Annotated in this window: 9 protein-coding genes; 8 read left to right on the forward strand and 1 reads right to left on the reverse strand. The window is 42.0% G+C overall.

The window, feature by feature from the left end:
- Window positions 1-141 precede the first annotated feature (141 nt).
- On the reverse strand, window positions 142-525 hold the full coding sequence (locus CHX35_RS06270; protein WP_091835612.1) for a VOC family protein: 384 nt from the start codon (window positions 523-525) through the stop codon (window positions 142-144).
- Window positions 526-855: 330 nt separating this feature from the next.
- Between CHX35_RS06270 and CHX35_RS06275 the strand changes: the two genes are divergently transcribed.
- From CHX35_RS06275 to pglX, 8 genes are all read left to right on the forward strand, one after another.
- Entirely contained in the window at window positions 856-1,248 is a 393-nt protein-coding gene (locus CHX35_RS06275) for a hypothetical protein (protein WP_091835614.1), read from the forward strand.
- Between the two features lie 6 nt (window positions 1,249-1,254).
- Window positions 1,255-1,701, forward strand: a complete 447-nt coding sequence (locus CHX35_RS06280) for a Type 1 glutamine amidotransferase-like domain-containing protein (RefSeq protein ID WP_091835617.1) — start codon at window positions 1,255-1,257, stop codon at window positions 1,699-1,701.
- Window positions 1,698-1,922 (forward strand): hypothetical protein, encoded by a 225-nt coding sequence (locus tag CHX35_RS06285; RefSeq protein WP_091835620.1) that lies wholly within the window; start codon window positions 1,698-1,700, stop codon window positions 1,920-1,922. Before CHX35_RS06280 ends, CHX35_RS06285 begins: the two co-directional genes overlap by 4 nt.
- A gap of 188 nt (window positions 1,923-2,110) precedes the next feature.
- Complete coding sequence (locus CHX35_RS06290; RefSeq protein ID WP_091835623.1) at window positions 2,111-4,585, forward strand: HelD family protein; 2,475 nt, start codon at window positions 2,111-2,113, stop codon at window positions 4,583-4,585.
- Between the two features lie 53 nt (window positions 4,586-4,638).
- Window positions 4,639-5,259: a DUF1819 family protein gene (locus CHX35_RS06295; RefSeq protein ID WP_176391927.1), complete on the forward strand. Its 621-nt coding sequence runs from the start codon at window positions 4,639-4,641 to the stop codon at window positions 5,257-5,259.
- Between the two features lies 1 nt (window position 5,260).
- Window positions 5,261-5,815 (forward strand): BREX protein BrxB domain-containing protein, encoded by a 555-nt coding sequence (locus CHX35_RS06300; RefSeq protein ID WP_091835629.1) that lies wholly within the window; start codon window positions 5,261-5,263, stop codon window positions 5,813-5,815.
- 24 nt (window positions 5,816-5,839) lie between these two features.
- Window positions 5,840-9,370 carry a BREX system P-loop protein BrxC gene (gene brxC / locus CHX35_RS06305; RefSeq protein WP_091835632.1) on the forward strand — a complete coding sequence of 1,177 codons (3,531 nt, stop codon included), beginning with the start codon at window positions 5,840-5,842 and terminating at the stop codon, window positions 9,368-9,370.
- 9 nt (window positions 9,371-9,379) lie between these two features.
- The gene (gene pglX / locus CHX35_RS06310; RefSeq protein ID WP_091835635.1) at window positions 9,380-12,832 is read left to right on the forward strand and encodes a BREX-1 system adenine-specific DNA-methyltransferase PglX; all 3,453 of its coding nucleotides are present in this window, start codon (window positions 9,380-9,382) and stop codon (window positions 12,830-12,832) included.
- Window positions 12,833-12,909 lie beyond the last annotated feature (77 nt).

The following is a 12,909-nucleotide window of genomic DNA, read 5'->3' on the forward strand; positions in this document are numbered from 1 at the left end:
AAATTTAAACACTATCATATATAATTAAACATATATTGTAGTGTGAAGGAAAAGATGTTTTTCCTGTAATTATATAAAAATTCGAGACCTTAAATGAGGACTCGAATTTTTTAATGTGAGCATATTTAATCGATAGTTTTACTAGCCCTCTTGAATTTGAATCAGGTTACCGCATGTGTCATCAAATCTTGCGTACGTTCCCCAGGCTTCTTTTGTGGGCATCACCGTAAATGTGACCCCATGCTTCTGCAATCGTTCGTACTCTTGTTGAACATCATCGACAAAAAAAGAGGTAAAAGGAATTCCTTGATCATATAACGCTTTTTGATAGGTTTTAGCAGCTGGGTTTTCATTCGGCTCAAGAACTAATTCAATCTCACCGGATCCAGTGGGGGACACAACCGTGATCCACTTAAATGTGCCTACAGGAACGTTGTGTTTTTTTATAAAGCCAAGGATTTCTGTATAGAATTGAAGGGCTTTGTCTTGGTCGTCAACAAACACACTCGTCAGTTTTATTTTCATATACATCCTCCAATTAATATTATTGTACAACGCCTAATTTTAGCTTTCCCTGCGGTAATTACATGGGGTTCATTGGGTCAAATCATCCAATGGGATGTTACCTTTGTCATTACGACAAAAGCGAACCGTATTCCTCCTGATTATTTTTAAATCAATTACATTTTCTGTCACCGTTTATGTTTTTATCCTAAAGTCGTAATTACAGCGCTTAGATAGCGAAGCTCTTTTTCTCCTACCAACCTCTATTGATTCAAAGAAAGGAGAATCAACTTACCGAATAGGATGTAATCAACAAGAAAAGGGGTGGATTCTCTGAAGAGGATTATAGGGGTGATCGGAGTCCTGGTTTTTGCTTTTTTAATCAATCAATGTTCAGCAAATCTCTTAAGTACCCATTTCCACGAGAATCAGTTGACTGAATCATCGCTTAGAGAGGCTGTCCTTAAGGGTTTTAATAAAGCAAAGAAATGGCATCCGAATGCGAAACTTGTTGTGGCTGTAAGTAAGGACGATGAGGAAAAATACAAGGGGATCAAGGGGATGAATGGAAAGCGTCTGGATTGGGGGGAGGGCTATCATTTTACCCTCTTGAAAGATAATGGAAAGCTATTTTTATCGATAACGGGAGTCGATGATAAAAACAGGGTAACTAAAATTTACTATAATCCGATGGACGGAAAATATTGGGGAAGAGAAGTAAATAATCATCCGACTGAAAGGTAGAGAGCGATGCAAAAAAAGTTGGTGTTGATTGGTGGGGGATGGATGAGAGACGGAGACACGGAAGAAGTGGATTCTTTCGCTGTCCAATTAACAAATAAGCCGTCTCCGTTGGCTTTGTTCGTACCCACAGCAAGTAGAGACGAGGAAGCCTATATAGAGGGATTTCGTGATGTTTACGGTTGGAAATTGGGTTGCCGTACAGAAGTGCTTCGTAGCTTTGACTGGGAACTTGATGAGAAAACCATCAGAGAAAAAATTTTGGGAGCTGACCTCATTTACCTTGGCGGGGGCAATTATGTAACGATGCTTAGCCTCTGGAAGAAGCAAGGGCTGGACCGAACCATATTGGAGGCTTGGGAGCGTGGCGTGGTTCTTGTTGGAATCAGTGCGGGGGCCATTTGCTGGTTTAACAAGGGGATGCGATCCCATTATGAAGAGAAGGGTATCTCATGAGCAATGACTGGGGGCAGCTGCCAGGAATTTTTTGTCCAGCGTTTTCTGAGCAAGGCGAGGGCGGTCTGGCGTTGGAAGATGGTTACGGAATGGCTGTCATTGATAATCAATTTTCTCTCATTTCTAAAACAGACAAAACTGGAGCTTGGTATGTAAATCGAGGAAGCCCTTCTTCTTTGCCACAAGAGGGAAGGGTAGGAGATTGGAATATAACAAAGTGATTGGGGAGCTTGGTGGGGAATCCAATATAGCTACAGATGTAAATATTATTATCTTAATAGTCATAAATCAATTCTTTTATAGTCATAGCAGGAAGTGACAGGTCTTATGTATAATTATGAAGGGGATCCTAAATATCATATGCCATTATATGCGATATGTAAATAATTGGAGAGGAGAATGAATCATATTGGAAAATGAACAACAGGTAGAACAACAACATTTAGATAAAACGATAACAATAATTGAAAAACAAATAGACATGAAAAGTGAATCATGTAAAAGAATGGCGACAAGCCCAAGTGAGGAGCAGTTACTCAAACAAGATTATAAAACACTCGACTCATTACAGAAAATTCGACCGAATCCGTATTTCGGCCGCCTGGATTTTCAAGATGAGTGGGGACAGGAAACGGTGTATATCGGTAAATGTGGTGTAGCGGAAAATGATCATTTAATTATAGTGGATTGGCGGACGGATATCGGAAAACTATACAATTCCTATCAAGGAGTGAAAAAGGACTTTTTGATAGGGACGGATGGTAAACAATCCATCGAAATTACACGTAAACGCGCTCTTGTTATTCAAGATGATCGAATTATTAAATATACCGATGTCGGGAAAACCGAAGTCGTTGAAACCGAGACCGGCGAAAAAGTAAAAATGATGGATGCATATCTGGAAGAGATTCTTCATGAGACAGAAAATGAATTGCAACTAAGAGATATTATTTCAAGTATTCAAGAAGAGCAGGATGAAATCATTCGGTTACCGTTGAATAATACGATCGTCGTTCAAGGAGCAGCTGGGAGTGGAAAGTCGAGTATTGCACTCCATCGAATTTCCTATCTTTTATATCAATATCAAAATGAGTTAGATCGCGGTAACGTGTTGATTCTCGCGCCAAATGAAATGTTCCTCTCCTATTTTCGCAACCTCGTTCCTGAGTTGGATATTAACGGTATTGAACAACGCACTTTTTACGATTGGGCTTCTACGTACTTTACCGATGTAAGGTCGATTCCGGATCTGCACCAAAATTACGTTGAGATTTATGCAGATCAAAAAAAAGAAGAGCGCATTTTAATTTCTAAATATAAAGGTTCGCTTCAATTTAAAAAATTGTTGGATAAGTTTGTCGAGGAAATCGGTCGTAAGTTATTGCCATATGGCGATATCCATTTTTCAGATCAACACATGTTGACGAAAGAAAGTATCGTAGAATTTTATGAATCAAGGAGTCACATGCCATTTAATGATCGATTTAAAGAAGTGAAACAGTATATTCAACATTGGAGTAAACAAGAAGAAAATGCGCATGAGAGGAAAGTAGAGGAAGAATTTGAAGAAGTGTATGAAAAATGGATTCGGCCACTACCAGAAGGAGAAGACCGTAAACAAATTTATACCTATTTAGAACAAGCGAAAAAAATACGCTTAGAACTTTTTAGAGAACAAGTGAAAAAGACAAATGACGAATATGGCAGAAAAATGAAAAGTGTTTCAGCACTTCGGATGTATAAAAGCGTGTTCCAAAAGCGTATTTTTAATCTTTGGGCACCTGATATGGATGAAAAACTGCTTGGTTTGTTGTTGGAAAATGGAAAAAAAATAGCGAAGGAACAATTTTCTTATGAAGATATCGCACCATTGATTTATCTGGATGCGAAAATTAACGGAAAGTCATTACAATATGATCATATCGTAATTGATGAAGCTCAGGATTACAGTCCATTTCAGTTAGCCATTATGCAGGACTATGCCAAGTCGACAACGATCCTAGGGGATGTTGCTCAAGGTATTTTTTCCCATTATGGTTTGGATAATTGGGATGAATTTCAAAATTATGCAGAAGAGAAGCATCCAGTACAGCGGATTAACTTGCAAACCAGTTATCGATCCACGAAAGAAATTATGGATATTGCCAATCGTGTCTTGATTAACAATAGCTATCCCTATCCGCTGGTCATCCCGGTGAATAGACAAGGCAGTCACCCTACGTTTGAAAAAGTGACACACTTTGGTGAACTTTGTGACCGTATCAATGAATCATTGGATCGTATTTTGGCATCCGGGCATCAGACAATTGCAATTCTGTCCAAAGATGCTGAATCAGCGACCGATCTATATCACCAGCTCAAACAGAAGGGACGTAAGGAACTGGAGTTAGTGATGGACCCAAGCCATGAGCTACAGCAGCGGGTGATTATTATCCCCTCCTATCTGGTAAAAGGATTAGAGTTTGATGCTGTGATCATGGAGGATGTCAGTGACAAAGTCTTTGAGGATCAAACGCACCATGCTAAAATGTTATATATGTCCATCACGAGGGCGCATCATGAACTCGTATTATATTACCGTGGTGAGTTATCACCCCTTCTCACTTATCGAGATCCTGCGGAGCCACCTCCCCCTCGTCCTACCTTTGCTGACTGGCTCATCACAGACTATCGTGATCCCAGTGTCCTCCCTCAGGTGGAATCACAGAGAGAGGTCAAGGACCCAGATGCGATCCTACTATTCGAAGAGGAAGAAGAACAGCTGATGACCGAGTACTTTGATGGCGATCGGAATCGCGTGCAGGATTTTTATGCATGGCGAGAAATATGGAAGAAATGGGCAAGTGAACAAGGGACGCAAACGGTGCTGAACACTCTTCAATAATCGCCTCAACTGTGGGACAATAACGCTTAGTAAAAAAGCGGGATGTGAACGGTGTGAGTGTGAAGCAGGATTATTCAGCGGGTTTTATTTCTGGGTCAGATCATTTGTTGCGTTATGAACTGAAACTATATATTCAAATGTTGCAAAATGGGTTGAGTAGCGAGGAGATACGTCATGAAGTGCTCACCAACAATTTATTTCAACAACGAAGCCACCGAGGACTGGTCTCACTTTTCGCAAGAACACGCAATCGAGCGGGAACGCTGAATTCGAACTTGCAATACAGGTTATTAACAGGTACGAATGCGGATCGCAATGCGATCCTTCTCTATGCGTTTCTTCGCTGTTACCGTCTGGTTCGGGAATTTGCCTATGAAGTGATCATATTCAATTACCAACGTGGAAAAGGAACGGTTGAAATAGGCGATGTCGCTGATTTTTTTGCAAGGAAGGAAGAGCAAAGTGTAGTCGTACGGCGATATACTCATCAGACGAAACAGAAAATGCGTCAGGTTATCTTAAAAGCCATGGTTGATAGTGAATGGTTAGAACTCGGGGACAATGGGGAGTGGAACATCTGTCCATTTCCCCTCAGTGAAGGGTTGATCATCGATATTCGAAAAGAACCGGAATGCCGGATGCTTGCGGAATTGTCTTTAACTGGAGTGTTGTAGTGTGAAAATATCCTTACCTCAACGGCTTGAATCATTTTATCAGGAAGTGCAAAGGGAAGATTTTTTGCAAAAACGGGGGCTTGCCAACGAAGTTCCCTTTTTTATCTTTCCATATGATCCTAAAGAAGAATTGACGCTTCGTGCTACCATTGATCGGTTGATGAAGCGATTCGCGATTAACGTCTTGCATATCGATTTGTTTAAGCTGATGGTAGAACAATTTCGTGAAGTAGGAATCGAAGAACTATTCATGATGGAAGAAGAAGAAGGGACGAATGAATTATATGATGCGATGCTACCTTCGTTAGAGCCGGGTACCCTCGCAAAGATTATTTCAGACCAGAGTGACGGATATGAAGTGATCCTCATTACGAGAGTGGGGTCCGTCTACCCCTTAATTCGCGTGAATAATTTATTACATAATTTCGGGGATCACAATCTACAAATCCCCCTTGTGATCTTTTATCCGGGTCAGTATACACAAGAAGGACTTATGATGTTTAATCGGTTCCCTAGTCAGCGATATTACCGTGCGTTTTCCTTTCATGAAAAATAAGCGAGTAGAGGGGAGAAAAAGCGATTGTTACACGATATTTTTACCATCAAAGAACTTTTTGAAAAAGATATTGAACGGAACATTAATGGAGTCATTCAAGCAGGGTCGATGGATGAGCAGACACGCGACATTGAATTAACAGAGTATGTGATTACAGAGGAAATCGAAGAGCAGATGACTTATTTTTATAGGAACTATATGAAAAGTCTAGAGCAACCGCATAAACAGATCGGCGCGTGGATTTCCGGTTTTTTTGGCTCAGGTAAATCCCACTTTCTCAAAATCCTTTCATATTTACTGGATAGCAAGGTTTATGCAGGCAAAAAGACAGTCGATTATTTTCTTGAGAAAACCGAGAACCAGACACTTCTCGCGCAGATGAAACAAGTGGCTGAGTATGATAGCCATACCATCTTGTTTAATATTGAGTCCAAAAGTGCGACATCCTCGGCGAATAACAGTGATTTGCATCAAAAAGAAATGATCGTGGAGGCATTTTTAAAGACGTTTAATGAATATCTGGGCTATGCCTCCACGTTATGGATCGCAGATATTGAGCGGCAAATTGATCGTGGAAGTGATTTTGCGGCTTTTAAAACAGCCTATTTTGAACTGCATGGAACGACCTGGGAAGCGAATCGCAATAATATTAAATTTAAACGAAAAGCGTTTAAGGAGGCCCTCGCCAGCATCGGAGTGGAAGAAGAGACAGCCGAAGATTTATTGAGCACAGCGAACCGAACCTTTTCGATCAGCTCTGGAGAATTTGCAACCTTAATGAAAGAGCATTGTGATAAGCAGGGGCCTAACTATCGCCTTGCCTTTTTTGTCGATGAGATGGGTCAACATATTGGGGATGACCGACGTCTGATGCTAAATCTCCAAACCCTCGTAGAGGATCTTGGCGAGGCATGTGCAGGAAAGGTATGGGTAGTGGTAACTTCCCAGGAGAAGATCGATGCGGTAACCAAAATTGCGAATCAAGGGAACGATGATTTTTCCAAAATTCAGGGCCGCTTCCCTACACGGATGGCACTGACTAGTTCCAACACGGATGAAGTGATTCGCCGTCGTCTTTTACAAAAAACAGAGCCTGCCAAGGATGAGCTATATAGTCGGTATGAGATGGAGGAACAATCCCTTAAAAATCTACTGGCTTTTGACCATAACCGATTTCATCTGAATTCGGGATATCGCTCGGCAGAAGAGTTTGCAAGTTTTTACCCCTTCATTCCCTACCAAATTCCCTTATTACAGAAAATATTTGAGCGAGTACGGAACCAAGGTGAGGCGGGAAAACATCTAGCTCACGGAGAACGGTCTCTGTTAAGTGCCATTCAAGAGGTGGCTCTAGAATTAAAGGATGAGGGAACCAGTCGTTTGGCAAGCTTCTCGCAATTTTATGAACCGATTCGCCGATTTTTAGATTCTAGGATCACCTATACGATTAATCGGGCTTCGGACCGCGAAAATATAGCGGATTTTGACATTCAGGTATTAAAGGTATTGTACATGATCAAAGGGATTTCTGAGGTGGATGCCACCTATGAAAATATAACGACGCTTCTGATTGATAGCGTGGATACGATTAAAGCCGATCTCAAGAAGAAAGTCCGCGCATCTCTTAACAACCTCCGCAAAGAGGTCTTGATCCAAGAGCATGCCAACCAAACTTTTAGCTTTTTAAGTGATGATGAACAAGAGATCCAACACGAGGTGGATCGTACGCCGGTAAGTGACAATGATATCGATGAAAAGATGGGGAAGGAATTTTTCAACTCACTCTATCCCCATCCACGCTTTTCTTATCTGGATGCTGTATTTGAATTTAATCGGGAGTTTAATGATTACAGTAAAGGAAATAGTTCGCGGGATTTAACACTCCATGTTTCTACCCGGGATTTGTCAGAGGAAGAAGCCATGCTGAAATCCTATGGCGGGTACCTCGTCATGCGAATTGGCGATGCAGTAGTGGCTCGAGACCTTGAGGAGGGTTTTAAACGAGTCGTTCAACTGCAAAATTATCTCAATGTGAAACGCTCCACTCAACTACCCGAAGAGTATAAGCGCATCATCGATGATCTAGGAAAACAATTGGCTGAGTTTGAAAAACAGGCAAAGGTGCTTTTACGTGATGCCTGCAAAGGCGCAATTTTTTATGTGATGGGCAAGGAGTATATCTATCGGGGGACCGTCGAAAATCAAATCCAGGAAGCTATGAAAAAGCTAGTGGATAACACTTTCAATAAAAAAAGTTACATTACCGAGCCTGTGCCGTTAAAGAACGCAGTCGAGGTCGTCACCGAATGGGGAAAAAAAGGGCTTCCCTCTGGCACGATTAATCAGGGACAAAATAATCAGTTGGCCTATGATGATCTACTCCGTTATTTAGAACAATTACAAAATAAGGTCATCATGTATAAACAACTGATTGATACGTATACCCATAAACCCTATGGTTGGACAGAGCAGGATGTCGCAGGGATCACGGCTGCACTATATCAAACAAAGAAAATCGAACTAATTCGATTGGGTACGGATCTGACTGTGCCTGAACAGATTGCTAGCTCTTTGCTCAATAAACGAGAGCGGGAACAAGTAGAAATCCGTGTCAAAGTACGAATGTCTCCGCAGGATCATGGTGATCTCATGGATCTTTTACAAGAGGTTTTTAATAACTACGAGGGAATTGAATCCTATCAGGATGGTGCTCGACTATTAGAAAGGTACTTGCGCGAATGGGAAGGCAGAATCAACGCGATTCAAATACGTGCGAGACAGGGCAATCCTCGCTTCCCTTATCCGGAAGGAGAAAAGTTATCGGCTCTGCAAAGTGAGATACAGGCCTTGCTTGAATGTAAGGATAGTAAAAGTTTGGTAGAGCAATCCATTCAAGCCTTCGATGATCTGCTGGATGGGCTGGAATTATTGGATCGATGTGATCCTTTTTATCAGGGAAAGGGAATTCAGCTATTTGATGAAGCGGTTCAACTTTTACAAAATCAGGAGGACGAAATCATCGCCTTTGAGCATGACACGGATGTGATGCAAACCAAACAGCAGATGGAACAGATCCTCCTACAAACCTCTCCCTACAAATCAATTCCTTCACTGTCTACGCTCTGTGCTCGCTTGAAACAACGTATCCAGGCGTTGGTCAGTGACGAAGGGAATGTCGTGTTAGAAGAGGTCGGTCAAATCGAGCATGAAGCGGAAGCGTTATCGCTGAAATACGCCAATCAACCGGATGCACTAACGCTAATTGCCGAAGCCAAAGAAAAGGTAGAAAAATATCGTACAGCAATTGAGGCAGCTTCCCAACGTTCCACTGTTGCTACGTTCCAGGAAAAAACAAGGCAGGAGTATCATCAACTACAAAGTCAATTGGCGACAGTAAGTGGGGAGGAAGAGAGTATCTCCATTACATGGTCAGATCTGATTCCGGCTACAGGGGTAGCGATTCAACATACAGAGGAGTTGGAAGCGTTTCTCAAAGACCTACGTACGCGCTTGCAATCTACTCTCCAACGCGGAAAAATACATCTTCGACGATAGAGGTGCAGCATGGATAAAAAGAGACTAATGGCCTTTGCTATAAAAGCACGTGAAGACCTTATGAAGCAAATCAAAGTGAAGGCCAAAAGCTACGGGATCACAGAAAATGGGCTTCCGGATATCCGAGAAGGTCAGGATTACTTTGAATTGAACCACCTTCGCTATAGTAATAATGAACGTCTCGCCTTCAATCGTCTCTTTGCGGCTTATCAGGAGCAGGGGCTGGAGCAACTGATGGATGAAGTGGCTTATACCTGGTTTAATCGCTTGATCGCTATCCGTTATATGGAGATCCATCACTACCTTCCCTCACGAATCCGGGTACTATCCACCACGACACCAGGCAAAGTCGATCCAGATCTGCTCACAGATTATCATCATGCGAAATTACCGATTGCGAATGAAAGGATTCACCGTCTGTTGGAGCGGAGTGACCGTGAAGGGGCATATCGTGCGCTCCTAATTGCCCAGTGTAATCAGCTGAGCGATAGTTTGCCTTTTCTCTTTGAACCGATCGCCGATTACGCCGCGCTCCTTCTCCCAGATCAACTCTTGCATACAGACTCGGTCATTAAAGATTTGATCCAGTTGGATGAAAGTAATTTTGCCGAGGTAGAAGTGATTGGGTGGTTGTATCAGTATTACAATACAACGAAAAAAGAAGAAATCGGAGGGTTACGCAGCGGAGCTGTCAAGAAAGAGGATTTGCCAATCGTGACTCAACTGTATACACCCCAATGGATCGTTGAATACATGGTGCAAAATTCCCTAGGGAAGATCTATGATCGCTTGTATCCTGCTAATATGCTAACGAAGGGGTGGGAGTATTATCTTCCCTCTGAAGAGAAGGACCCCATCCCAAATATCAACTGCCTAGAGGATATTAAAGTCTTCGATCCTGCTTGTGGTTCCGGGCATATCCTGGTATACGCGTTTAAATTGTTGTGTGAGATGTACGATGAGGCAGGGTACTCGAAAAGGGAGATTCCTCATCTGATTTTGCAGCATAATTTATATGGGTGTGACATTGATAAGCGTGCGTATCAATTGGCTAATTTAGCATTATATATGACGGCCCAGCAATTTTATCCCCGTTTTTTACGACGAAACCAAATGCTAACTACTCATGTTCGTGAAATTGTCGATAGCGATAGAGTTTCAGCGGAAGCACTAAATTTGATTGTTAAGAATGAACAAGAAAAGGATGAATTGGGCGCTGTATTGAAACAGTTCTCAAATGGCAAACAATTCGGCTCTTTGCTAGAGCCCGATCAACAAATTCCCTACGAGGTCTATTGTGAGAGAGTGGAAACTCTAGCAGGGGAAGAAAATTTTCTTATTGATAGACAAGCGTATATTGCTGAATTAAAAACTGATTTACTCCCGATTTTAAAATTGGGTAAACTGCTAAGCGATCAATATGAGGTGGTCGTTACGAACCCACCCTATCATAATAAGTACAACCCTGAGCTGAAAAGCTTCATGGTGAAACACTATAAAATGTATAAAGCGGACTTATATTCTGCATTTATCTTCCGTTGTACGCAATGGACGGTAAAAAATGGCTATGCCGCTCTGATGACACCCTTTACATGGATGTTTATTTCTACTCATCAAGCCTTGCGCGAAGCCATTATTACCAACCAAAGTATTTCAAGTTTGATCCAATTGGAGTACTCGTCCTTTAAAGATGCGACGGTGCCAATTTGTACTTTTGTCGTGCAAAACCAGGATGAAAAACCTGTCGGTGAATATATTCGCTTATCAGAGTTTAAGGGAGATCAGGCGGAGAAAGTAAGGGAAGCCGTTCTCGAATCGGTCTCTTATCGTTATCAGTATGATAGTAAGGATTTTAAAGATATCCCCGGTTCCCCGATTGCCTATTGGGCATCAGAGCAAGTGCGGAAAATTTTTCGAGAACAAAAGTCGTTGGGTGAATTTGCTGAACCCAAAGTGGGGTTAACATCTGGGGATAACAACCGCTTTTTAAGAATGTGGTATGAAATTTATTTCAAACCTATTGGGTTTAATAATGCCACGAGTGAAGAGGCATTAAAGAGTCGGAAAAAGTGGTTTCCTTATAATAAAGGAGGTTCTTTTAGGAAATGGTTTGGAAATCAAGATTATGTTATAAATTGGAAAGATGATGGCAAGGAAATCCGAGAGTCTGGTCGGGCTGTCGTTCGAAATCCAAGCTATTATTTTAAAGAAGGGATTACGTGGTCTTTTGTAAGTTCTGCTAATTTTGGTGTTAGATTTGCTCCAATAGGTAGTGTATTTGATGTGGGTGGCTCATCATTATTTGAAAAAAAAGATGAGATCAAAGTCATTTTATCTTTTTTAGCAAGCAAGCTATCTTTTCATTTTTTGGCTCATATTAACCCAACTCTAAATTTTCAAGTCGGTAATATTGCCATATTACCGATTGCCGATATGAGAAAAAAACGAGCGGAAATTGAATCTTTTGCAGATCAAAACATCGCCCTCTCCAAAAACGACTGGGACTCCTTCGAAACCTCCTGGAACTTTGAACAGCATCCCTTTCTTACCTATCGAGACGGTGCGCAAAATTTAGCCGATTCCTATGCGAACTGGTCGACCCATGCTGAGGCGCAATTTCAGCAACTGAAAGCAAACGAGGAGGCGCTGAATCGCATTTTCATTCAGTTGTATGGGCTAGAAGAGGAGCTTACGCCTGAGGTAAGAGATGAGGAAGTGACCGTACGGAGGGCTGATCGGCTCAGGGATGTAAAGTCTTTCCTTTCCTATTGTGTGGGGTTGATGATGGGAAGATACTCCCTTGATCAAGGGGGGTTAGCTTATGCTGGGGGAGAGTGGCAAAGTGATCACTATCAAACTTTTCACCCTGATAACGATGGCATTATTCCTTTGACAGAGGTGGCCTACTTTGAAGATGACATCATCACGCGCTTGAGTCACATCTTGCAAGTCTTATATGGTGAACAAGAGGTGGCTAATCATTTAAAGTGGTTGGCAGATTCCCTTGGGGGAGTTCGTAAAAATGAAAGCCCAGGGGATCGACTCCGACGCTATTTCTTTGAGGAGTTTTTTAAGGATCATTGCCAGATATACAAAAAACGTCCGATTTACTGGCTTGCCAATTCTGGGCGGAAAAAAGGGATTCGGGCGCTCATCTACCTCCATCGCTACACGCCGAATACCTTAGGGACTCTTCGTTTTTCATATGTGCAGGAGATGCAGATGAAACTGGCTAATGAGCGGAAATATATTGAAGATCAATTGGCGGATGAGAGTCTAACGCCACGGGAAAAGCGGGAATTAACCAAACGGGAAACGTTGTTGTTTAGCCAGCAGGATGAGTTGGTACAATATGATCAAACCCTAGCGGAAGTGGTCAGTCATCAGGTTCACTTGGATTTGGATGATGGGGTGAGTCATAATTACGAACGACTGGGTGCCGTATTGGCTCCGATTCGATAGCAAGAAGTGGATGAGCAGACATCCCTGCTCATCCTTCTTTATGGAGATCAAGCTTATGGTAGGAGGGAAATGGGGGA

The sequence above is a fragment of the Marininema halotolerans genome (assembly GCF_900116235.1).
Lineage (GTDB): Bacteria > Bacillota > Bacilli > Thermoactinomycetales > DSM-45169 > Marininema > Marininema halotolerans.

Excerpts from the sequence above, each read along its gene's own strand:
- CHX35_RS06285 (WP_091835620.1), top strand. The coding sequence starts at position 1,698 with ATGAGCAATGACTGGGGGCAGCTGCCAGGAATTTTTTGTCCAGCGTTT.
- CHX35_RS06270 (WP_091835612.1), bottom strand. The coding sequence starts at position 525 with ATGAAAATAAAACTGACGAGTGTGTTTGTTGACGACCAAGACAAAGCC.
- CHX35_RS06280 (WP_091835617.1), top strand. The coding sequence starts at position 1,255 with ATGCAAAAAAAGTTGGTGTTGATTGGTGGGGGATGGATGAGAGACGGA.
- pglX (WP_091835635.1), top strand. The coding sequence starts at position 9,380 with ATGGATAAAAAGAGACTAATGGCCTTTGCTATAAAAGCACGTGAAGAC.